This window comes from Rhodococcus sp. 320_ES (assembly GCF_059691855.1).
On sequence record NZ_JCAWAG010000001.1, the window covers coordinates 316,226 to 338,624 of the forward strand.

At 66.1% G+C, this 22,399-nt stretch carries 23 protein-coding genes; 14 read left to right on the forward strand and 9 right to left on the reverse strand.

What is annotated here, in order from left to right; translation table 11 throughout:
- Window positions 1–7: 7 nt before the first annotated feature.
- From AC59JP_RS01540 to AC59JP_RS01550, 3 genes are all read right to left on the reverse strand, one after another.
- Window positions 8–787, reverse strand: coding sequence for a sirohydrochlorin chelatase (locus AC59JP_RS01540; RefSeq protein WP_497323858.1), 780 nt, complete (start codon window positions 785–787; stop codon window positions 8–10).
- On the reverse strand, window positions 784–1,500 hold the full coding sequence (locus AC59JP_RS01545) for a phosphoadenylyl-sulfate reductase (protein ID WP_497323859.1): 717 nt from the start codon (window positions 1,498–1,500) through the stop codon (window positions 784–786). The genes AC59JP_RS01540 and AC59JP_RS01545 overlap by 4 nt, the downstream gene beginning before the upstream one ends.
- A gap of 67 nt (window positions 1,501–1,567) precedes the next feature.
- On the reverse strand, window positions 1,568–3,268 hold the full coding sequence (locus AC59JP_RS01550; RefSeq protein WP_497323860.1) for a nitrite/sulfite reductase: 1,701 nt from the start codon (window positions 3,266–3,268) through the stop codon (window positions 1,568–1,570).
- 309 nt (window positions 3,269–3,577) lie between these two features.
- Between AC59JP_RS01550 and hemW the strand changes: the two genes are divergently transcribed.
- Window positions 3,578–4,765 carry a radical SAM family heme chaperone HemW gene (gene hemW, locus AC59JP_RS01555; RefSeq protein WP_497323861.1) on the forward strand — a complete coding sequence of 396 codons (1,188 nt, stop codon included), beginning with the start codon at window positions 3,578–3,580 and terminating at the stop codon, window positions 4,763–4,765.
- 34 nt (window positions 4,766–4,799) lie between these two features.
- Here the strand turns inward: hemW and AC59JP_RS01560 are convergent, their stop codons facing one another.
- Complete coding sequence (locus AC59JP_RS01560) at window positions 4,800–5,105, reverse strand: type II toxin-antitoxin system VapB family antitoxin (RefSeq protein ID WP_497323862.1); 306 nt, start codon at window positions 5,103–5,105, stop codon at window positions 4,800–4,802.
- 55 nt (window positions 5,106–5,160) lie between these two features.
- On the opposite strand from AC59JP_RS01560, the gene hrcA reads away from it, so the two are divergent.
- The 3 genes from hrcA to AC59JP_RS01575 are packed head-to-tail and all read left to right on the forward strand — an operon-like array spanning window position 5,161 to window position 8,172.
- Window positions 5,161–6,204 (forward strand): heat-inducible transcriptional repressor HrcA, encoded by a 1,044-nt coding sequence (hrcA, locus tag AC59JP_RS01565; RefSeq protein WP_497323863.1) that lies wholly within the window; start codon window positions 5,161–5,163, stop codon window positions 6,202–6,204.
- 45 nt (window positions 6,205–6,249) lie between these two features.
- Entirely contained in the window at window positions 6,250–7,401 is a 1,152-nt protein-coding gene (dnaJ, locus tag AC59JP_RS01570) for a molecular chaperone DnaJ (RefSeq protein WP_497323864.1), read from the forward strand.
- 9 nt (window positions 7,402–7,410) lie between these two features.
- Entirely contained in the window at window positions 7,411–8,172 is a 762-nt protein-coding gene (locus AC59JP_RS01575; protein ID WP_497323865.1) for a 16S rRNA (uracil(1498)-N(3))-methyltransferase, read from the forward strand.
- 26 nt (window positions 8,173–8,198) lie between these two features.
- On the opposite strand, the gene AC59JP_RS01580 is transcribed toward AC59JP_RS01575, so the two are convergent.
- Window positions 8,199–8,588 carry a PPOX class F420-dependent oxidoreductase gene (locus AC59JP_RS01580; protein ID WP_497323866.1) on the reverse strand — a complete coding sequence of 130 codons (390 nt, stop codon included), beginning with the start codon at window positions 8,586–8,588 and terminating at the stop codon, window positions 8,199–8,201.
- A gap of 150 nt (window positions 8,589–8,738) precedes the next feature.
- On the opposite strand from AC59JP_RS01580, the gene AC59JP_RS01585 reads away from it, so the two are divergent.
- The 4 genes from AC59JP_RS01585 (at window position 8,739) to era (ending at window position 12,619) form a co-directional block, all read left to right on the forward strand.
- A complete protein-coding gene (locus AC59JP_RS01585; protein ID WP_497323867.1) occupies window positions 8,739–9,800 on the forward strand; it encodes a PhoH family protein in 1,062 nt (353 codons plus the stop codon).
- 68 nt (window positions 9,801–9,868) lie between these two features.
- Window positions 9,869–10,414: an rRNA maturation RNase YbeY gene (gene ybeY, locus AC59JP_RS01590; RefSeq protein WP_497323868.1), complete on the forward strand. Its 546-nt coding sequence runs from the start codon at window positions 9,869–9,871 to the stop codon at window positions 10,412–10,414.
- Complete coding sequence (locus AC59JP_RS01595) at window positions 10,411–11,715, forward strand: hemolysin family protein (RefSeq protein WP_497323869.1); 1,305 nt, start codon at window positions 10,411–10,413, stop codon at window positions 11,713–11,715. The genes ybeY and AC59JP_RS01595 overlap by 4 nt, the downstream gene beginning before the upstream one ends.
- A complete protein-coding gene (era, locus tag AC59JP_RS01600; RefSeq protein WP_497323870.1) occupies window positions 11,708–12,619 on the forward strand; it encodes a GTPase Era in 912 nt (303 codons plus the stop codon). Before AC59JP_RS01595 ends, era begins: the two co-directional genes overlap by 8 nt.
- A gap of 24 nt (window positions 12,620–12,643) precedes the next feature.
- On the opposite strand, the gene AC59JP_RS01605 is transcribed toward era, so the two are convergent.
- A complete protein-coding gene (locus AC59JP_RS01605; protein ID WP_497323871.1) occupies window positions 12,644–15,013 on the reverse strand; it encodes an FdhF/YdeP family oxidoreductase in 2,370 nt (789 codons plus the stop codon).
- A gap of 193 nt (window positions 15,014–15,206) precedes the next feature.
- Between AC59JP_RS01605 and AC59JP_RS01610 the strand changes: the two genes are divergently transcribed.
- Window positions 15,207–15,680 (forward strand): DUF6294 family protein, encoded by a 474-nt coding sequence (locus AC59JP_RS01610; RefSeq protein ID WP_497323872.1) that lies wholly within the window; start codon window positions 15,207–15,209, stop codon window positions 15,678–15,680.
- Between the two features lie 5 nt (window positions 15,681–15,685).
- Here the strand turns inward: AC59JP_RS01610 and AC59JP_RS01615 are convergent, their stop codons facing one another.
- Entirely contained in the window at window positions 15,686–16,267 is a 582-nt protein-coding gene (locus AC59JP_RS01615; RefSeq protein WP_497324835.1) for a TetR/AcrR family transcriptional regulator, read from the reverse strand.
- Complete coding sequence (locus tag AC59JP_RS01620) at window positions 16,258–17,658, reverse strand: amidase (protein WP_497323873.1); 1,401 nt, start codon at window positions 17,656–17,658, stop codon at window positions 16,258–16,260. Before AC59JP_RS01620 ends, AC59JP_RS01615 begins: the two co-directional genes overlap by 10 nt.
- A gap of 73 nt (window positions 17,659–17,731) precedes the next feature.
- Between AC59JP_RS01620 and AC59JP_RS01625 the strand changes: the two genes are divergently transcribed.
- The 5 genes from AC59JP_RS01625 to AC59JP_RS01645 all read left to right on the forward strand — a co-directional run bounded on the left by AC59JP_RS01625 (window position 17,732) and on the right by AC59JP_RS01645 (window position 21,395).
- Window positions 17,732–18,787 (forward strand): VIT1/CCC1 transporter family protein, encoded by a 1,056-nt coding sequence (locus AC59JP_RS01625; RefSeq protein ID WP_497323874.1) that lies wholly within the window; start codon window positions 17,732–17,734, stop codon window positions 18,785–18,787.
- 11 nt (window positions 18,788–18,798) lie between these two features.
- Window positions 18,799–19,302, forward strand: coding sequence for an SRPBCC family protein (locus AC59JP_RS01630; RefSeq protein WP_497323876.1), 504 nt, complete (start codon window positions 18,799–18,801; stop codon window positions 19,300–19,302).
- 113 nt (window positions 19,303–19,415) lie between these two features.
- Window positions 19,416–20,228 carry a DNA repair protein RecO gene (gene recO / locus AC59JP_RS01635; RefSeq protein WP_497323877.1) on the forward strand — a complete coding sequence of 271 codons (813 nt, stop codon included), beginning with the start codon at window positions 19,416–19,418 and terminating at the stop codon, window positions 20,226–20,228.
- Window positions 20,197–20,991, forward strand: coding sequence for an isoprenyl transferase (locus AC59JP_RS01640; RefSeq protein WP_497324836.1), 795 nt, complete (start codon window positions 20,197–20,199; stop codon window positions 20,989–20,991). The genes recO and AC59JP_RS01640 overlap by 32 nt, the downstream gene beginning before the upstream one ends.
- Entirely contained in the window at window positions 20,988–21,395 is a 408-nt protein-coding gene (locus AC59JP_RS01645) for a YbjN domain-containing protein (RefSeq protein ID WP_497323878.1), read from the forward strand. Before AC59JP_RS01640 ends, AC59JP_RS01645 begins: the two co-directional genes overlap by 4 nt.
- Window positions 21,396–21,853: 458 nt before the next feature.
- On the opposite strand, the gene AC59JP_RS01650 is transcribed toward AC59JP_RS01645, so the two are convergent.
- Window positions 21,854–22,360, reverse strand: a complete 507-nt coding sequence (locus AC59JP_RS01650) for an acyl-CoA thioesterase (protein WP_497323879.1) — start codon at window positions 22,358–22,360, stop codon at window positions 21,854–21,856.
- Window positions 22,361–22,399: the final 39 nt, after the last annotated feature.

A 22,399-nucleotide genomic window follows, 5' to 3' on the forward strand; every position in this document is an offset into this window, starting at 1 on the left:
TCCATGGTCATGCGGCCACACCCAACTCGGCCACGACGGAGGCGTAGCGCGCTCCGATCGCCCGAACGACACTCGGGTGATCGCCCAGGGTGTCGGCGTACACAGCGGTGGGGGAGAGTCGGTCGACGATGTCGGTGACCTTGTCGAGAAGCTTCCCCGGGGCCAGGAACCACGGGGCGACGACGATGCGGTCGACTCCCGAGTCCAGGAGCGCGGTGACGGCTCGGGCGGTGTCCGGCTCGGCCGACGTCGCGAAGCACGCGATGGCCGCAGTCCAGGCGGTTCCCTCGGTCAGTCGCGGAGCGATACGACGGGTGAGCACGTTGGCGCGCGGGTCGGACGAACCCACCGCGGGCATGAGGATTCCAACGCGTTCGTCGTCGAGGCTCGTTGCGGTGTCGGTGATTCGGCTCCGCATCGCGTCGATCATGCCGGCGTCGGATCCCAGGACCGGAGTCTGGGTGGTGGTGAGAAACGGATGCCGTTGCGCCGCGGCGTCGAGAAGTGCGGGCAGGTCGACTCTCGCGTGAAAGGCGTCGCCGAGCAGCATCGGCACCACCGCGGCGTGACGGTGCCCGTCCTGTGCGAGCTCGTCCAACACCGTGTCGACGGACGGTGAGTTCAGGCCCAGGAAGGCAAGGCGCACATCGACATTCGGAAGCGAGGCGTCCACGGCGTCGACGATGCGGCGCAGTGTGATTTCGGCGCGGGGGTCGTGGCTACCATGCGCAACCGCTACGAGGGCAGGAGCGGAGCCTGCGGAGCGACCCGGAGACGGAGCGTTCACGAACTGTGCAACCCGCATTCGGTTTTGGAGCTGCCGGCCCAGCGGCCACTGCGCGGGTCGGCGCCGGGGGCAGGCTTGGCTGTGCACGGGAAGCATCCGATGGACGGGTAGCCCTCGTCGATGAGCGGGTTGACGAGGATGCCGTGTGCGTCGATGTAGCTCTGCTTGTCCTCGTCGGACCATGCGGCGATGGGGTTGATCTTGACGAGGCCGAATGCTTCGTCGAACGAGATCAGCGGCGCGTTGGCGCGCGTGGGGGCCTCGACGCGGCGGATGCCGGTGACCCACGCGCTGTAGTTCTTCAGCTCGGACTTCAACGGCGCAACTTTCCGTAGCGCGCAGCACCGGCCGGGATCACGGGCGAACAGGTCTTTGCCTTCGATCGAATCCTGTTCTGCCACCGAGTGTTCGGCCTTCGCGTTGATGACGTTGACGCCGTACACCTGCTCGACGGCGTCGCGGGTGCCGAGTGTTTCGGCGAAGTGGTAGCCGGTCTCGAGGAACAGGACATCGACGCCCGGATGGACCTCGGCCGCCAGGTGAACGAGGACGCCGTCCTCCATGTTCGAGGCCACGATGTAGTCGTCGCCGAACGTGTCCTCGGTCCAACGGATGAGGTCCTGCGCCGACGCTCCAACCATCTCGCGCGCTCCGCGCTCGGCGATGGTGCGGAGCTCCGATTCGGACAGATGCCGATGTGTCGTGACGCTCATGCTGTGACCTTTCGTGTGCCGAATGCGGTGGTGTTGCCAACACCGCGGACCACGGGGCTGTTCCCGCTCACTGCAGATCCGCATCGTCGGCGCGCACTGCCCACTGGGCGAAGCGCTCGCCTTCGATGCGGTGCTTGGTGAAGTTGCGTACGACGCGTTCGATGTAGTCGCCGAGCTCGTCGCTGGTCACCTTGTGCTGCCGAAGCTTTCGGCCGAAGGCGCTGTCGAATCCGAGGCTGCCGCCGAGGTGAACCTGGAATCCCTCGACCTGTCCGCCGGTTCCGTCGTCGACCAGTTGGCCCTTGAATCCGATGTCCGCGATCTGCGACCGTGCGCAGGAATTGGGGCACCCGTTGATGTTGATGGTGATCGGCACGTCGAGTTCGGCGTTGAGATCCTCGAGCCGCTGTTCGAGCTCGGGAACCAAAACCTGTGAGCGCTTGCGGGTTTCGGCAAACGAGAGCTTGCAGAACTCGATGCCGCTGCAGGCCATCAGGTTCTTGCGCCACACGCTGGGCCGGGCGGGCAGACCCAACGCGTCCATCTCCGAGATGAAGGACTCGAGCTTGTCGTCGGCGATGTCGAGCACGATCAGCTTCTGGTACGGCGTGAAGCGAATGCGATCGGAGCCGGCACGCTCGGCGGCGTCGGCGACCTTCGACAGGATGGTGCCCGAGACGCGGCCGGCGATCGGGGCGAGGCCCACCGCGTTCTTGCCGTTCTTGAGCTTCTGGACGCCCACGTGGTCGATGGGCCGGGTGGGCTTTTCCGGCGCGGGGCCGTCGATCAGCTTGCGGTGCAGGTACTCCGTCTCGAGGACCTCCCGGAACTTCTCGATGCCCCAGTCCTTGATGAGGAACTTCAGCCGCGCCTTGGCCCGCAGCCGGCGGTAGCCGTAGTCGCGGAAGATCGACACGACGCCTTCCCAGACGTCCGCCACCTCGTCGAGCGGCACCCACACGCCGACGCGCTGAGCGAGCATCGGATTGGTCGACAGTCCGCCGCCGACCCAGAGATCGAGTCCGGGGCCGTGCTCGGGATGGTTGACACCGATGAACGCGACGTCGTTGACCTCGTGCACCACGTCCTGCTGGCCCGAGATCGCGGTCTTGAACTTGCGCGGGAGGTTCGAGTACTCGGGCTTGCCGATGTAGCGCTCGACGATCTGATCGATCGCGGTGGTGGGGTCGAGAACCTCGTCGAGCGATTCACCCGCGAGAGGGGACCCGAGCACGACGCGGGGGCAGTCGCCGCACGCCTCCGTGGTCTTCAGTCCGACGGCCTCGATGCGTCGCCAAATCTCGGGGACGTTCTCGACCTTGATCCAGTGGTATTGCACGTTCTCGCGATCGGACAGGTCGGCGGTGTCGCGGCCGAACTCGGTGGAGATCTCGCCGAGCGTGCGCAGCTGCTGAACGTTCAAAGCGCCTGCGTCGCAGCGGATGCGCATCATGAAGTACTTGGCTTCGAGCATGTCGATGTTGTCGTCGTGCGTGAAGGTTCCGTCGAAGCCCTGCTCGCGCTGGGTGTACAGGCCCCACCACCGGAAGCGGCCGCGAAGGTCGGCCTTGTCGATGCTGTCGAAGCCGCCCTTCGAGTAGATGTTCTCGATGCGCGCGCGAACGTTGAGCGGGTTGTCGTCCTTCTTGGACTGCTCGTTCGGGTTCAGCGGTTCGCGGTAACCGAGCTTCCACTGGCCCTCGGCCTTGCGCTTGGTGGGCCGGGCGGTGCGGGCGCGGGGGGCTGCGTCGGACGTGTCTTGCGTCATGAAGAAGGCGCTCCAGAATGTTGGGCGCCGATCTTTGGCGGTGTTCGGGGAGGGGCTGCTCCCGCGTACCTCGCCTGCGACCGGCCGGGTATGCGGGCTGGTGGGCAGTTAGAGATCGAACCCCAGACAGCTGCTGACACGACCGAGATCGACGTGGCGACGTGCCACCAGTCGGAAATCGAGTGCGGTCATGGCGATCATTCTGCCACGTTGCGCGGCCCCCGCCGATCCGGGACGGGTATTTCCCGGAAAATGTGGGGAAATAGGCCGAGCGTTTCCCGCATCAATGTGGCGAGGACACTGAGGCGAGTGAGTACATCCGAATTCCGACCCGCCGCCTTCGACGGGCTCGGCACCCGGCCGTTCGGGGTGTACCTGCACGTCCCGTTCTGCGCGACGCGCTGCGGATACTGCGACTTCAACACCTACACCGCGGGCGAGCTCGGAACGTCGGCGTCGCCGCAGTCGTGGCTCGAGGCCATCACCGCCGAACTCGAGAGCGCGGCATCGCTGATGTCGTCCTCCGCGGGAGCCGTTCCCCGCGCCGACACCGTCTTCGTCGGCGGCGGAACGCCGTCGCTGCTCGGCGGCGACGGTCTCGCCACGTTGCTCGGCGCGGTGAAATCCACGTTCGGGCTGGCCGACGGCGCCGAAGTGACCACCGAGTCGAACCCCGAGTCGACCTCGCCGCAGTTCTTCGACGCCATCCGCGCGGCGGGGTACACCCGCGTCTCGCTCGGCATGCAGTCCGCGGCGCCGCACGTGCTCGCCGTGCTCGACCGCACACACACGCCGGGCCGAGCCGTCGACGCCGCGCGCGAGGCACGCGCAGCCGGTTTCGACCACGTCAACCTGGACCTGATCTACGGCACGCCCGGTGAACGCGACAGCGACCTGGACTCTTCGCTCGCCGCAGTGTTGGACGCCGACGTCGATCACGTGTCCGCCTACGCGCTGATCGTCGAGGACGGTACGGCGCTGGCCCGCAAGGTGAAGCGCGGTGAGTTGCCGCGGCCCGACGACGACGTGCTGGCCTCGCGGTACGAGCGCATCGACGCGGCACTGACGTCGGCCGGTTTCGGGTGGTACGAGGTGTCGAACTGGTCCCGCGGCGACGACTCCGAATGCCGCCACAACATCGGCTACTGGGACGGCGGGGACTGGTGGGGCGCAGGTCCCGGCGCCCACGGTCATCTCGGCGGAACCCGGTGGTGGAACGTCAAGCATCCCGCGCGATACGCCGATCGGCTGCAGGCCGGCGAGCTGCCGATCGCCGATTCGGAGGTATTGACCGACGACGAGGTCCATATGGAACGGGTGATGTTGACCGCGCGGCTGCGGACCGGTCTCTCGGCGTCCGACCTGTCCGCGGACGAGGTGGAGCGTGCCGAGTCGATCGTGGCGGACGGATTGCTGACCAGAGAGGGCCAGAGGTTCGTCCTGACCGATCGCGGGAGGCTGCTGGCGGACGGGGTCGTGCGGGACGTGCTGGGGTAGGCGAGCCCCACTAGCGCACAAGGGGCGGAGCCCCTTACGCCCCGATCGCGTCGTAGTCGAACACCCGCGCATGCAGCACCACGCGGTTCCGCAGCGCCGCGCGGACGGCTCGGTGCAGACCGTCTTCGAGGTAGATCACCCCGTGGTAGTGCACCGCGTGAGGGAAGAGGTCACCGTAGAAGGTGCTGTCCTCCGCGAGCAGGCGGTCGAGTTCGAGCACCTTGGTGATGGTCACGATCTCGTCCAGTCGCAGCTGCCGCGGTGGGATCTTCGACCAGTCGCGCAGCGACAGACCGTGCTCGGGATACGGCTTCCCGTCTCGCACTCCTCGGAAGATCATGTCCTCCAGTCAACCACTAGACTCGACCCACACAACTGCGCAGACGGAGGTGACCGTGTCCACTACCGAAGATCGTCGTTTCGAAGTGCTCCGCGCTCTGGTCGCCGACTACGTCGCCACGCAGGAACCGATCGGTTCGAAGGCCATCGTCGAGCGGCACAACCTCGGCGTGTCCAGCGCCACCGTGCGCAACGACATGGCTGTCCTCGAGGCCGAGGGGTACATCACTCAGCCCCACACCAGCTCGGGCCGCATCCCGACGGACAAGGGTTACCGGCTCTTCGTCGACCGGATCGCGGACGTCAAGCCGTTGTCGGCCGCGGAGCGTCGCGCCATCATGACGTTCCTGGAGACGGGCGTCGATCTCGACGACGTGCTTCGGCGCGGAGTACGGCTGCTCGCGCAGCTCACCCGTCAGGTCGCCGTCGTGCAGTACCCGACGCTGTCGGCGTCGTCTGTCCGACACATCGAGGTCGTAGCGCTGACGCCCGCGCGCCTGTTGCTCGTTCTGATCACCGATTCGGGTCGCGTCGATCAGCGCATCGTCGAGCTCGGTGACGTGATCGACGACGAGAATCTCTCGCGCCTGCGGGCCCTGCTCGGCGGCGCGCTGGAGGGCAAGCGGCTCGCGGCGGCGTCGGCGGCGGTGGCGGAGTTGGCCGACAACGCGCCGGACGATCTGCGAGACGTGGTCGTCCGGACGTCGACCACGCTGATCGAGACGCTGGTCGAGCATCCGGAGGAGCGGCTCGTGCTCGGCGGCACGTCCAACCTGACGGCTCATGCCGCCGATTTCGCGTCTCTGGCCGGCTTCCCCGGGTCGTTGCGGTCGGTTCTCGAGGCGCTCGAGGAGCAGGTGGTGGTTCTCAAGCTCATCGCCGCAACTCAGGAAACCGGCCGGGTGACCGTGCAGATCGGCGAAGAGACCATGGCTCCCGAGATGCGCGGCGCCTCCGTGGTGTCCACGGCGTACGGCAGCGGCGGCAACGTCCTGGGCGGTTTGGGGGTCCTGGGTCCGACGCGGATGGACTACCCAGGAACAATTGCATCGGTCGCGGCTGTTGCGCGATACATAGGCGAAGTTCTGGCCGAGCGCTAGACGCACGCGATCACGACATACGAAAACCGAGAACGAGAGAGATACGTGGCACGGGACTATTACGGAACCCTGAACGTCGGGAACAAGGCGACGGATCAGGAGATCAAGCGCGCCTACCGCAAGCTGGCGCGTGAATTCCATCCGGACGTCAACCCGGACGAGTCGGCCCAGGCCCGCTTCAAGGAGATCTCGACGGCGTACGAGGTGCTGTCCGATCCGGAGAAGCGGCGCATCGTCGACCTCGGCGGAGATCCGCTCGAAAGCGGTGGCGGCGGTGGCGGTGGCTTCGGCGCCGCCGGTTTCGGCGGCGGTTTGGGAGACGTGTTCGAGGCGTTCTTCGGTGGGGGCGGAGGCGGAAGCTCCCGTGGTCCCCGCGGCCGCGTTCAGCCCGGATCCGATTCCCTGCTGCGCACGACGTTGACGCTCGACGAGTGCGCCACCGGCGTGACCAAGCACATTGCCGTGGAGACCGCGATCCTGTGCGACGTCTGCACCGGCGCCGGCACCAACGGCGACTCCAAGCCGGAGCGGTGCGAGACCTGCGGCGGAGCGGGCGAGGTTCAGTCCGTTCAGCGCTCGTTCCTCGGTCAGGTCATGACCGCTCGCCCCTGCCCGACGTGCCGCGGTGCCGGCGAAGTGATCCCCGATCCGTGCCACAAGTGCGGCGGCGACGGACGCGTGCGTGCTCGCCGCGACATCGCCGTGAAGGTTCCGGCCGGAGTCGGCAGCGGAATGCGTATCCGACTCGCCGGCCAGGGCGAGGTAGGCCCGGGTGGTGGCCCCGCCGGTGACGTGTACGCAGAGGTGGTCGAGAAGACGCACGAGACCTTCGTGCGCGACGGCGACGATCTGCACTGCACCATCCGTGTCCCGATGGTCGACGCGGCCCTCGGCACGTCGGTGACCGTCGACGCCATCCTCGACGGCCCCACCAAGATCAACATCGACGCCGGAACCCAGCCGGGCGCAGTTGCGGTGTTGCGCGGCCACGGCATGCCGAAGCTGCGCAGCGGAGTCCGCGGCGATCTGCACGCCCACCTCGAAGTGGTGGTGCCCTCGCGCCTCGACCACGAGGAAATGCGTCTGCTGAAGGACCTGCGTACACGGCGTGACCGCGACAAGGCCGAAGTCGTGACCTCCGCCTCGCAGAACTCCGGCGGCTTGTTCTCCCGGTTGCGCGAGGCGTTCAGCCGCTAGCGGCGAATCATGGCGGCCACCGTCTACTACCTCGACCCGCTGCCCGACGTCGGGAGCGTCGCCGTTCTGGACGGTCCCGAGGGTCGTCACGCCGCGACGGTGCGGCGCACGGGCGTCGGCGAGCGGGTGGTGCTGTCCGACGGTCGCGGGGGCATGGCCGACGCCGTGGTGACCTCCGCGGCGCGAGATCGCCTCGAGCTGTCCGTCGAAAGTCGGACCACTGCGACTGCGCGTGGTCCGAAAGTGACACTGGTGCAGGCTCTTCCGAAGTCTGAGCGCTCGGAGTTGGCCGTCGAGACGGCCACCGAAGCAGGCATCGATGCCATCGTTCCCTGGCAGTCGCTGCGCTGCGTCGCGCGGTGGGAAGGCCCGAAGGCGGCGAAGGGCGTCGCGAAGTGGCGGTCGGCAGCGCTGGCAGCAGCCAAGCAGTCGCGTCGCGCATTCGTTCCGGACGTGCTCGACCTCCACGACACCGCTGCGGTGCTCGCCCTCGTCCGGGACACGGTGGCGCGCGGAGGAATTGCGGCAGCGCTACATGAGTCGGCTCGGGAACCGTTGGCCTCCATGCCGTTACGGGACGCCGACGAGGTCGTCTTGATCGTCGGGCCCGAAGGCGGGCTCGACGACAGGGAGATCGAGGCACTGGTGACCGCAGGTGCGCGCCCGGTCCTGTTGGGGCCCACGGTGTTACGGACGTCCACCGCTGCGGCGGTCGCGCTCGGTGCAATAGGAGTGCTCACCGACCGATGGGGAGAACGCCCTGTCGAGTGAGCCGGCCGGGTTGTCGTACCAGGCGGTCAGCCGAGCCCGGCAGCCACTTTCTCGGGTTCGACGACCAGCACGATGCGCTCGTGTTCGCGCGAGTACGGCCCGCCGGTGTACGTGGTCGAAATGCGGTCGATGATGGTCCACGCCGCGTCGCCCTCGATGCGGTCGACCAGTCGGCCGCGGATCGAGATCGGGAAGAACGGGTTGTCGGTGGGTGTCATGGAGATGCAGACGCGTGGATCGCGGGCCAGATTCTGTGCCTTGCGACTGCCGGCTCCGGTGAAGAACACGATGTTGTCGCCCTCCATCCCGATCCAGACGGGCACCACGTGCGGGCCGCCGTCCGGCAGCACCGTGGCGACGTGTGCGAGCGCGGAGCTGTCGAGCGTCTCGCGAACTTTCGGGTCGAGTGTGATCATGGGCCATCCCCTTCGAGTCGACGACGATGTTCAGTCTGCGCCGACGATTGGCTGCTTGGCCACGAACAACAAAGGGAATGCGTGTTTCACCGACGGCGTTAAACTCGACACAGAAGTACCTGACCCCAGAAAGCAGGCCATAGCCACCACGTGAGTGAACACAACGATCTCACCCGTTCGAGCAAGCGGAACGTGATCCCGGCACGTACGGGAACGTCGAGCATCGAGCTGGCCCCGGAAACGATGTTTCCGCTGCTGGGTTCCGCGGACGAAAATCTGCGAGCTCTCGAGCAGGAACTGAAGGCAGACGTGCACGTGCGCGGAAACGTGGTGAGCCTCTCGGGCACCCCGGCCGACGTGGCCTTGGCCGAGCGGGTCATCGGAGAGCTCAGTGGCATCGTGGCCGGCGGCCGATCGATCGGCCCCGACGCTGTGCGGCGCACCATTGCCATGCTCACGCAAGGCGTGTCGGAGTCGCCCGCAGAGGTCCTGAGCCTGGACATTCTCTCGCGTCGCGGCAAGGTCATCCGGCCCAAGACTCTGAACCAGAAGCGCTACGTCGACTCGATCGACGAGAACACCATCGTGTTCGGAGTAGGCCCGGCCGGCACGGGCAAGACGTACCTCGCGATGGCCAAGGCCGTGCAGGCGTTGCAGGCCAAGCAGGTCAGCCGCATCATCCTCACCCGTCCGGCCGTAGAGGCGGGCGAGCGACTGGGCTTCCTGCCGGGCACGTTGCACGACAAGATCGACCCCTACCTGCGGCCTCTGCACGACGCCCTGCACGACATGATGGACGTCGAAGCCATTCCGAAGCTGATGGCGGCCGGCGTCATCGAGGTCGCACCCCTGGCCTACATGCGCGGCCGGACGCTGAACGACGCGTTCATCATTCTCGACGAGGCGCAGAACACCACGGCCGAGCAGATGAAGATGTTCCTCACCCGCCTCGGATTCGGATCGAAGATCGTGGTCACGGGCGACGTGACGCAGGTCGACCTGCCGGGCGGATCGCGGTCTGGTCTGCGTGCGGCCACGGAAGTGCTCGTCGACGTAGACGACATCCACTTCGCGTTCCTCGACAGCTCCGACGTGGTGCGTCACCGGCTGGTGTCGGAGATCGTGGACGCGTACGACCGCTTCGAAGCGGGAGATGCAAAAATGGGCAACCGCGCGCAGCGCCGGAGCGGACCCAGGTCGGCTCAGCGCTGACGGTCACCGCCCTCACTGATCGAAGGAGCTCTACCGGTGTTCACCACCACTCCAACGGCGAGCAGACGATGAGCATCGAGGTCTCCAACGAGTCGGGGATGGACATCTCCGAGACCGACCTGGTCAGCGTCGCCCGTTTCACCATCGCCCGCATGGACGTCCACCCGGCGGCCGAGCTGTCCATGGTGCTCGTCGACTCCGCGGCCATGGCCGATCTGCACATGCGCTGGATGGACCTTCCGGGTCCGACCGACGTGATGTCGTTCCCGATGGACGAGCTCGAACCGGGAGGTCGGCCCGACTCGCCCGATCCGGGGCCGTCGATGCTGGGCGACATCGTGCTGTGCCCGAGTTTCGCCGCGGAGCAGGCCGAGAAGGCGGGACACCCGCTCTCGCACGAGCTGGCGCTCCTCACGGTGCACGGTGTGCTGCACCTTCTGGGGTACGACCACGCCGAACCCGACGAGGAGAAGGAAATGTTCGCGCTGCAGAACAGCCTCCTCGACGAGTGGTACGAGGACCTTCGTCAGGCCGAGCGTGCCTCTCGTGCCGCCGAGCGCGACGCCGCTCTGCTGGACAAGACGGGCTTCGATCGCCCTAGTTCGAATCGGTGAGCGACGCGCCTGCACTGATGGTGCTCGCGATCGCCGCGGTGCCCATCGGTGGAACGTTCGCTGCCATCGATGCGGCGCTGAACACCGTCTCCGCGGCCCGCGTCGAGGAGATGGTCAAGGACGGACGGCCCGGTGCGGTCGAACTTCTGCGGATTCTCTCCGACCGCCCGCGGTACGTGAACCTGATGGTTCTGCTGCGCATCCTCTGCGAGATCGGTGCAACGGTGCTGCTCGCGGGCGCGCTCATCGACTGGATGGACAGCGCGTTGGCTCTGACGGTCACGGCTCTGGTGATGGTGATCGTCGACTACGTCGTGATCGGTGTCGGTCCGCGAACTCTGGGACGCCAGCACGCGTATTCGATTGCGCTGGCGTCGTCGTATCCGTTGCGCGCCATCGGTATTCTGCTCGTACCGATCAGCCGGCTGCTCATTCTCGTCGGCAACGCCATCACCCCCGGCAAGGGATTTCGCAACGGGCCGTTCGCGTCCGAGATCGAACTTCGCGAGCTGGTCGACATGGCGCAGGAACGCGGCGTGGTGGCCGACGACGAGCGACGCATGATTCAGTCCGTCTTCGAACTCGGCGACACCTCGGCGCGTGAGGTGATGGTGCCGCGCACCGAGATGGTGTGGATCGAGCGAGACAAGTCTGCCGGGCAGGCCACGTCGTTGGCTGTGCTGAGCGGACATTCGCGTATTCCCGTGATCGGCGAGAACGTCGACGACATCCTCGGGGTCGTCTACCTCAAGGATCTGGTGCAGCGCACCTACAGCTCCGCCGACAGCGGTCACAGCGTGCGGGTCGACGAGGTGATGCGGCCGGCCGTGTTCGTGCCCGACTCCAAGCCACTCGACTCGTTGCTGGCGGAGATGCAGCGCGATCGCAAGCACATGGCCGTCCTCGTCGACGAATACGGCGGTGTCGCAGGGTTGGTGACCATCGAGGACGTCCTCGAGGAGATCGTCGGAGAGATCGCCGACGAGTACGACACCGACGAGGTCGCCCCGATCGAGGAGCTCGGCGACGAGCGCTTCCGCGTGTCGTCGCGGCTTCCGCTGGAGGATCTCGGTGAGCTGTACGACATCGAGATCGACAACGAGGAGGTCGACACGGTGGGCGGACTACTCTCCTACGAGATCGGTCGCGTCCCTCTTCCGGGTGCGCGTGTGCAGACGCACGGCCTGATTCTCGTGGGTGAGGGCGGCGCCGACGCGCGTGGCCGCGTGCGAGTGTCGACAGTACTCGTCGAGCGCGTGCCGACGCCCGAGGACGAGAGCGAGGAGAACGAGGATGACTGAGCGCGAACCCGAATTCCGTTCGGGCTTCGTCTGTTTCGTGGGCAGGCCGAACACGGGCAAGTCGACTCTGACGAATGCGCTGGTCGGCTCCAAGATCGCGATCACCTCCTCGCGCCCGCAGACCACGCGGCACACCATTCGCGGGATCGTCCACCGTGACCACGCGCAGCTCATCCTGGTCGACACCCCGGGGCTGCACCGTCCGCGGACCCTGCTCGGTCAGCGACTCAACGATCTTGTCCGCGACACGTATTCCGAGGTCGACGCGATCGGCCTGTGCATCCCGGCCGACGAGAAGATCGGTCCCGGCGATCGCTGGATTCTCGAACAGGTGAAGCACAACGCACGTGGAACCACCATCGTCGGTCTGGTCACCAAGATCGACAAGGTGTCGAAACAGCGTGTGATGGAACAACTTCTGGCGCTGTCGAAGCTGCTCGGGCCCGACGCCGAGGTGGTGCCGGTCTCGGCAGCGTCCGGCGAGCAGGTCGAAGTGGTCGTCGACGTCTTCGCCAAGGCGCTTCCGCCCGGTCCGGCGTTCTACCCGGACGGCGATCTGACCGACGAGCCCGAAGAGACGCTGATGGCCGAGCTCATCCGCGAAGCCGCACTCGAAGGGGTCCACGACGAACTGCCCCATTCGCTCGCCGTGGTGATCGAAGAAGTCGGGCCGCGAGAAGGTTACGAGGACATGCTCGAGGTGCGCGCCACGCTGTACGTCGAGCGCCAGAGTCAGAAGGCGATCGTGATCGGCAAGGCGGGCTCGCGGCTGCGTGACGTCGGTACGTCCGCGCGCCTGCAGATCGAGAAGCTGCTCGGCACGCGCATCTACCTCGACATTCACGTGAAGGTGGCCAAGGACTGGCAGCGCGATCCGAAGCAGTTGGGGCGCTTGGGTTTCTGACGTCCCAGCTGCTTCTCGTCTGGACTAGGAGAGGTGTTCGGGCCTGGTCTGAGTCTTGTGGCTCTCGTCCGACCGCATCTCGTCCTGTCCGCCCCTGCCCTTCGCTGCGGCGCCGGCTTTCGCCGGACTCAGCGTGACGACGATGGATTTCGACGTCGGGCAGTTGCTGTCCGTTGCACTGGAATCCAGCGGCACCAGAACGTTGGTCTCCGGATAATAGGCAGCCGCCGAGCCTCGTGGTGTCTTGTACTCGACGATCCGAAAGTTCTCCGCGACGCGCTCGACGTCGTCGTCGTCCCACCTGGTAGTGATGTCCACGAGATCGCCGTCGTCGAAGCCGAGTTCGGCGATGTCGTCGCGGTTGAGGAAGATGACCCGCCGACCGCCTTCGATTCCGCGGTACCGGTCACTGAGCCCGTAGATCGTGGTGTTGAACTGGTCGTGGCTGCGAAAGGTCTGCAGCAACAGGTGCTTCGGCGGTACGTGCAGTGCGTCGATCGGTGTGACCGAGAATTCGGCGAGTTCCGATGTCGTCTGGAACGTTCGGGAATCGCGCGGAGGGTGGGGAAGAACGAACCCTCCGGGGCGACGAGCGTTCACCTCGTAGGATTCGCAGCCCGGGACGACGCGCGAGATGTGCGTGCGGATGTTGGTGTAGTTGTCCCGCATGCCTTTCCAGTCGATTCCGTACCTGGTGCCGATGGTGGCCTCGGCAATGCGGGTGATGATGTCGACTTCGGACTTCGCATGAGGCGACGGCGAATCGAGCGGGCCGCGGGAGGAGTGCACCGAGCACGTGGAATCCTCGACGGAAATCCACTGCGGCCCGCTGGCCTGCACGTCCTTCTCCGTGCGTCCCTTCACGGGCAGGATCAGAGCGACGTCACCGGTGACGAGGTGGGAACGGTTGATCTTGGTCGAGATGTGCACCGTCATCTTGGTCTTGCGCATCGCATCGAACGTGACGTTCTGATCCGGGGCCGCCTGCGCGAAGTTGCCGCCGAGTCCGAGGAAGAAGTGGACTTTGCCGTCGCGCATCCCGCGAATCGAGTCGATGGTGTCCAGACCGTTCTCACGGGGTGGATCGAACCCGAACTCGTTCTCGATCGCGTCGAGAAAATGTTTGGGCACCCGTTCCCAGATGCCCATCGTGCGGTCGCCCTGCACGTTCGAATGACCGCGCACTGGAAGCAGTCCTGCGCCCGGCTTGCCGATGTTGCCCTGCGCCAAGGCAAGATTGACGATTTCCTTGATCGTGTTCACGGAGTTGTGATGCTGGGTGATACCCATCGCCCAGCAGAACACGGTTTTCTTCGAATCCCGCAACATCCGAGCTGCCTCGGTGATCTGCGTACGCGAGAGACCGGTGACGGTCTCGACCTCGTTCCAGTCCACCTCCGACACGTGTTGCTTCCAGAGGTCGAAGTTGTTGGTGTGCTTGTCGATGAACGCGTGATCGAGTGCATCCCACTCAACGAGTAGCTTCCCGAACGCCTTGAACAGAGCCAGATCACCGTTGATCCGGACCGGGAGGTGCAGATCCTCGATCTTCGTTCCGGGACCCACCACTCCGCGAGGCGTCTGCGGATTCTTGAAATTGATCAACCCGGCCTCACGCAGCGGATTGATCGCAATGATCTTGGCTCCATTGTGCTTTGCCTGCTCGAGTGCGGACAACATTCGGGGGTGGTTCGTACCGGGGTTCTGCCCGGCGAGGACGATCAGGTCGGCGTCGTAGACATCCTGCAGAACGACGCTGGCCTTGCCGATGCCGATGGTCTCCTGCAGCGCGAACGATGTGGACTCATGGCACATGTTCGAGCAATCCGGCAGATTGTTGGTGCCGTACGCCCGAGCGAACAACTGGTAGACGAACGCCGACTCGTTGGACGCGCGTCCGGACGTGTAGAACGTCGCCTGGTCCGGCTCGAGAGCCTTCAGCTGCTCTCCGATCATTGTGAAAGCGTCGTCCCAGTCGATGGTCTCGTAATGCGTTCCGCCCGAACGCTTGACCATAGGGTGCGTGATTCGACCCTGTTGGCCCAGCCAGTACTCACTGTGCTGCTCGAGTTCCGCGATGCTGTGCTTCGCGAACAGTTCGGGGGTCGCGGTTCTGGTCGTCGCCTCTTCGGCTACGGCCTTGGCACCGTTCTCGCAGAATTCCGCTGCGTGTCGGTGGCCGGGGTCCGGATCGGGCCACGCGCAGCTCATACAGTCGAAGCCCTCGGCTTGATTGAGCTTCAGCAGACTCTTCGCCGTACGGGTCGGGCCCATCCGCTCGAGGGATCGTTTCATCGAGACCGCGACGGCGGTGATGCCCGCGGCATGAGTCTTGGGCTTCTCGATGGACAGGTCTGCCTCGTCGTAGTCGCGCGGTCGGTCTGTCGTCGTCATCGAAGCTCCTAGCGATAAGCAAGTCGTGAGTGATCACAGTGTGCCCCGCAGCGCACGAATCGAACCGCCCCCGGGGCTCTACTCCGATCGAGAAGTCGAGTAGCGCACTACGCGTGTTCTGTGGCGCGGTACCGCAGACGGTTGTCCCAGGCGATCGGACGATCGTTGGACGCACACCATTTCAGGAGTCACGATGACCGAGAACACGATCACGACGTCGGCAAGCGATAACGCCGACGCGCCCAGTTGCAAGGACCTGCCGCCGATCGAAGCAATCAGCGGCGCCGTCGATCTGTCGGACGCAGGCCCTGCCCCCGCGCCGGCCGATATCGTCGCGGCCGACCTTCCGTCCAAGTATGTGGCCTGGCCGAGTCGCTACAACACGGGCGATTGCGCAATCGAGCACATGACTTTGCGTCTGTGGCCCGATGGGCGCGCCAACTTCTTCGCTCACGCGAAATCGAGTGACAGCGACGACGTTTGGGTGTTCTACGACGGAATTGCCATTCTGGACGGCCACGGGGTCGAGCTGTGGCGCAGCGGAAAGCTCGTCGGACCGCCGATGATCTGGGAAGGCCAGTGGGTGACGTGGAACCAGAACTTCTTCTTCCCCGCGTATCTCTACGATCATTTCGGTGGCGCGCGGATCCCACGTATGCACTGCTGATCGGATCAGGACACGGTGTCGACGGCTCCGCAGCGGGTGGCGTTTGTCAACATCGCGACGACTGCCTGGGCGATGTCGACCGGGACAGCACCCGTGGCCACGCGTCGCAGTTGGATGCCGGTTACGGTTGCCACCATCGTCGGGGCCAGCTGCTGTGGGTCCGTCGCTCCGAGTCCTTCGAGAATCGTGACCGCCAACCGGTCGTAGGCGGCGAAACATTGTGCTGCTGCAGAACGTAACTCGGGGTCGCGGCCGGCATGGATGTACATCTCGAACAACGCAAGCTGGTGCGTGGTTCCGGACAAGTCCACCGCGACCTGCTCTGTCAACGACGCCGCTCGCTCCACATCGAGATCGGCGTCGCGGTACTGCTCGGCCAGCTCAACCAGACGCGTGGTTTCGGCGTCGACAAAACCGAGCAGCGCTGCGCGAAGCAGATCGGTCTGGGTGGCGAAGTGGTACGTGATCGACCCGAGCGCCACGCCGGCGTCCGCGGCGATGCGCCGGTTGCTGACCGCGGCGACACCGTCGGTGCCGACGATGTCGAGGGTGGCCGCGATGATGCGATCGCGGACGCTCACCACCATTTCTCGGGCCTGATCACGTCCCACCGCAGTACCGATTCCAGTTGCGCGGCAACGGATACGAGCAACCGCTCGGAGCTGTCCGGACCCATCAGCTGAACACCGACGGGGAGCCGGTTCGCGGTGAAGCCGGCCGGGATGTCGATGCTCGGCCACCCGAGAACGTTCCACGGCCAGGTGTAGGGGCAGGCGGTGGTGATGACGCGGTCGGTGGCTCCGTTGGAGAGACCGTCGATCGCGTGGAGCGGCAGTGGCGACGAGGCGGTGGTGGGCGCGAGCACCACGTCGTAGTTGTCGAAGATGCGGCCGATCTGCCATTTCGCGACGCGCTCTGCTGCACGAGCGGCCCGGAGCGCGGGCCCTCGCGCGAGCTTTCCGTTGCGCGCGTTCGCTCGGGTACGCGGGTCGATGATCGACTGGTCCGGCAAGCGGTCCACCCAGTCGGCGATACCGGCCATCGAGCGGGGGAGGAAGCCGAGTCCGGCCACGACGCCGTAGTCGGGGTCGTCGACGCTGACTCGGTGGCCGAGTCCGCGCAACGCGTCGGCGATGCGGTAGACGCCGGCCCGCACGTCGGGATCGAGGGTGACGCGGAACGGGGTGTAGGCCGACCGCAGAGACAGCGCGATGCGCAGTGATCCGGGGTCGCGGCCCACCGCGTCGGACACGGTGGTGGGGACGGGGCGATGGCGGTCGCCGTCCATCGGTCCCTGGAGAACGTCGAGGAGCAGAGCGGCGTCGGCCACTGTGCGGGCCAACGGCCCGACGACGGTCAGGCCGTGGAAGGACTCCCGATCGGGATACGACGAGATCCGGCCGCGCTGAGGCTTGATCCCCACGAGGTTGCACCAGGCCGCCGGGATGCGCACCGACCCGGCGCCGTCGGATCCGACCGCGACCGGCACGAGCCCTGCGGCGACGGCGGCCGCGCTGCCTCCAGACGATCCACCGGGCGTGTGGTCTCGGCTCCACGGATTGCGGGTGTGGCCGAAATGGCCTCCGGTGAGCGGCCATTGCCCGATCTCCGGTGTGGTGGTCTTGCCGACGATGACGGCGCCGGCTGCGCGGAGTTCGCTGACGACGGCGGAATCCGTCGATGCAGGCCGAAACGCACCAGGACAGCCGAACTCGGTTGTCTCACCGACGATGTCGGTGTCGTCCTTGACGGCGACCGGTACGCCGAGAAGGGGTAAGTCCTCTCCTGCGGCGCGTCGGCGGTCGGCGTCCGCCGCGTCGGCGAGTGCCGCGTCACGTCGCACCACTCGGAATGCGTTCAGGGCGGGTTGACTGTCGTCGATCCGATCGAGGGTGCGTCGAACGAGGTCGACGGACGTGGTGCCTGCGCCGAGCGCGGCGAGATGATCGGTCAGTCCGGACGGGGCGGTAGTGGTCACCGGGTCTCCTGTTCGTTCGAACGAACAGTATCCCGATCGATGCGCCGGGTCCACGTCGGACGATCATGTCGGCATGAGTTCAGCACCGTCCTCACGCGACATCCGGCGCTGGCGCCACTACCTCGCCGACGAACGCGCCGAAGCGGCCGTCTACCGGGATCTCGCCGGTCGGCGTACCGGTGAGGAACGCGAGATCCTCCTGGCCTTGGCGGACGCGGAGAAGCGTCACGAGCAGCACTGGCGGACGTTGTTGGGCGACAACGTCGGCAAGCCCGTTCGTGGTGACCTGCGCTCGCGGATGCTGCGGGTGCTGGCGCGGCGGTTCGGGTCGGTATTCGTGTTGGCGCTCGCGCAGCGGGCCGAGACGCGGTCGCCGTACTCGTCCGACGCGGACGCCACCTCCGCGATGGCGGCCGACGAGCAGATTCACGAAGAGGTGGTTCGTGCCCTCGCCGCGCGCGGACGCAGCCGACTGTCGGGCACCTTCCGGGCGGCGGTCTTCGGGGCGAACGACGGGTTGGTCAGCAACCTGGCGTTGGTCCTCGGCATCAGCGGATCGGGAGCGTCGAACCAGTTCGTGCTGCTGACCGGCTTGGCCGGACTGCTGGCGGGCGCACTGTCGATGGGCGCCGGGGAATATGTCTCGGTGCGCTCGCAGCGCGAGTTGCTCGAGGCGTCCAACCCGGCCGCGTCGGCACGAGATGCGGTTCCCGAACTCGACGTCAACGCGAACGAGCTGAGCCTCGTCTACCGCGCCCGCGGAATGTCGGAGGAGGATGCGGACGCGCGAGCAGCGGAGGTTCTCGGCGGCCGGAACTTCGGCGACGACGACGCCGCGGAAGTCGACGACCACGAATCCATCGGAACCGGGTTGGGCGCTGCCGCAGCAAGTTTCAGCTTCTTCGCGTCCGGCGCCATCATTCCGGTGTTGCCCTATCTGTTCGGCCTCCAGGGATACGTCGCGCTGGTCGTCGCGGCCGTCCTGGTGGGCATCGCCCTGCTGGGAACCGGCGTGGTGGTGGGCCTTCTCAGCGGAGGCCCGCCCGTGAAGAGGGCGCTGCGACAACTGGCGATCGGGTACGGCGCTGCGGCTGCCACGTATGTCCTGGGTCTGCTGTTCGGTGCGTAGTGTCGAGTGTCATGAGCCGTACGAAAACCGTCAGCGACAGCGTGGTCGTTGCCGCTGATTCGATGTCGCTGTACTCCGCCCTCTCCGACCCGACGCGCATGGGGGAGTGGAGCCCGGAGAATCGCGGTGCGACGGTGACCGACGCCCGCGGTGAGGCGTACGTCGGGATGGAGTTCGTGGGCCGAAACAAGCGCGGCGGGGCTCGTTGGGTCACGTTGTGCACGGTGACCGCCGCGGACCCCGGACGCCGGTTCGCCTTCCGAGTGCACGGAATCGGAGCCAAGACCCCGAGCATCAAGGCGCGCAACGCGTCCTGGGAGTACACCTTCGAACCGGTCGACGGCGGCACTCGCGTCACCGAGACGTGGACGGACGACCGGCCGTGGCCGGACTTCGCCGCTGCGGTGTTCGACAGGATCGTGACGCGAGGGTCGATGTTCGCGGACTTCCAGCGTCGGAACATTGCGAAGACGTTGAAGAATGTGCAGGGGGCGTTCGGTCCCGTCTCGCGGTGATCACGGTCGAAATGTTCGGAATTCGCGAATAGTCGAACGATCTCGCCGTGATCACCGGTTTCTGTGGGCCGCGCGTAGTGAATACTGGTGATGTAATTCCGTGAGGAGGTGAGATGCGACCCTATCGAGACAACGCCGTGGTCCTGCGCCAGCACAAGCTGGGCGAGGCCGATCGCATCGTCACCCTGCTCACCCGTCGCACCGGCCTGGTCCGCGCGGTGGCGAAAGGCGTGCGTCGTACGAAGTCGAAGTTCGGCGCTCGCCTCGAACCGTTCGCGCACATCGACGTGCAGCTGTACCCCGGTCGCAATCTCGACATCGTGACGCAGGTGCAGACCATCGACGCGTTCGCCGGAGACATCGTCGCCGACTACGGGCGGTACACCACCGCGTGCGCAATCCTCGAAACCGCCGAACGGCTGGCTGGCGAAGAGCATGCCCCGGCGCCCCGGCTGCACCATCTCACCGTCGGAGCGTTGCGCGCCGTCAGCACCCATGTTCATCCGAGCGAACTGATTCTCGACGCGTACCTGTTGCGGTCGATGAACTTCGCCGGATGGGCGCCCTCGCTCGACGAATGCGCCAAGTGCGCGGCACCCGGCCCGCACCGTGCGTTCCACGTCGCCGCCGGCGGCTCGGTATGCATCCATTGCCGCCCGCCGGGAGCATCCACACCTGCGCTGGGGGTGCTGGACCTGATGACCGCGCTCCAGGTCGGCGACTGGGACAGCGCAGTGGCCACCTCGGAGTCGGTGCGCAGCCAGGCCAGCGGGCTGGTGGCCGCGCACCTGCAATGGCATCTCGAGCGGAAGCTGCGCACGCTGCCGTTGATCGAGCGCTCGCAGAAGCAGGTACCGGCTCTGCTGACGACTGCTGTGGTGCAGGATGAAGACCGTGATTCGACGACGCGAGCAAGCTCGGCCTGACAGGGTTGTCCGCCCGCCCGATCCACACCCGTCGGGCGCGACACCGCCGAAGATCGACGCGCAGTTCGTACCCCGCCACGTCGCCCTCGTCATGGACGGCAACGGCCGATGGGCGCAGGATCGGGGGTTACCTCGCACGGCAGGCCACGAGCGCGGCGAAGCGGTGCTCATGGACACCGTCTGCGGATGCATCGACATCGGCGTGACGTGGCTGTCGGCCTACGCGTTCTCCACGGAGAACTGGCGCCGCAGCCCCGACGAAGTGCGTTTCTTGATGGGCTTCAACCGTGACGTGATCCGCCGCCGGCGCGACGAGATGCACGAGATGGGTGTTCGCGTTCGGTGGGCGGGGCGTCGTCCTCGCCTGTGGGCCAGTGTGATCAAGGAACTCGAAATTGCCGAGGAGCTCACCAAGGAAAACACGGTCATGACATTGACCATGTGCGTCAACTACGGTGGTCGGGCCGAAATTGCCGACGCGGCAAAGGAAATCGCGCGCCGCGCGGTAGCGGGAGAGATCAACCCCGACAAGATCACCGAGGCGACGGTGGCGAAGTACCTCGACGAGGCGGACATGCCCGACGTCGACCTGTTCCTGCGCCCGTCCGGTGAGCAGCGGACCTCGAACTTTCTTCTCTGGCAGTCGGCGTACGCGGAGATGGTGTTCCAGGAGAAGCTCTTTCCCGACTTCGACCGACGGGACCTGTGGGCCGCCTGCCTCGAGTACGCCCAACGAGATCGACGATTCGGTGGTGTGAAATGAGCGAAGACGAAGTTGTTGCGGCGCTCCAGGATCGGGCGCGATTGGCGCTGGTGAACTTTGCCGATGTGACGGTGAGCGAGGACGGTTCACTGGGGTTCGGCTACGCGGGTGCACTCTGTTCCCTGCGCGCGCTCGCGTTGTCTCCCGGCCTCGAAGTGCTGTCGCTCACCGCGGTATTGGCGTGGGACCGGCCCATCAAACCGGCGCTGCACAAGAAGGTGGCGGAGCGGAACGCCGAATCGCAGTTCGGATCCATTGCCATCACCAGCACCGGGAAGCTGGGCGACATCGTGATGCGGTACGCCTTCCCGGCCACCGGGTTGGACGACGAACCGCTCATGACGATGCTGGTGCTTGTGCTGTCCGGGGTCGAGAAGGCTCGGGAGGGGCTGCGGCCGTTGTGATTCGTGCTGTGGGCATCACGGTTCGCTTCGGGTCGTGGTGATCGCGCGCGGATTCGTCTGACCGCGCGGGTTATTGTGCGCGCGGTTGAGCAAAGTTGTGCGCGGTCATTAGAGGAGGGGCCCGTGGCGTCGCCGGGCACCGCGGTTTGCTTCGGGCGCTTTCGATTGAGGCTGCGCGGCGCGATGGGAGGTGCCCGAGCTTGGCGCACCTGCAATTGGCGGTGCGCGACGTGATGCTGAGGGTGCCATCGGGGAGCGCCCCAGCGATACGCCTACCGTTCAGACGTGGGCGCACGCTGCGCCGTACGCGTATGTCTGCAAGGTGCGCGTATTGCCCTGATCGATTCTCGCGCATCGCAGTTCGCTTCGTGCACACGCAATCAGGACTGCCCGAAACTATCCGAGGTGCACGAGCTCCGGCCACCTGCGATCACGAGTGCCCGAACGGGCCTCACCCATCAGGCAGGCCGCACCGCATCCGACAACGCCGTCGCCCAGTCGGGCAGTACCTCGGGGAGGGACCAGTCACCCGTCAGCGCAAGCACTTCCGACGGAGGTACCGAGGCTCCGGACTCGTCCAGGTAGCGGATTGCCACCACCGCGGATGCGTATTCGCGGCCGTCGACCACGAATGCCTGATCGAAGTATCCGTTCTTCGCGTCGAACCCGACGAAAGTCGTGCGCACGGTGTACTTGGTGCCGAACTGCAGCGACCGGCGATAGACGATGGTCTGCGCCGCGACTACCGGGTGCCACTTGCGTGCTCGTAGCTGCTGCCACAGGCCAGTCTTCACCAGATACGAGGTGCGGCCGGCGTCGAGCACAGACAGGTACCGGCCGTTGTTCATGTGCATGAGGATGTCCAAGTCGGACGGCATGACGCGGAAGGTCGTGGAGTACGGCTGACCGATCGTGGCATGTACGTTTCGAGTCGCGATCAGGCGTACGAGCCAGCGAAGCGTCATCAGCATGGCCACATGATCGCACCCGCCGAATTCGGGCAG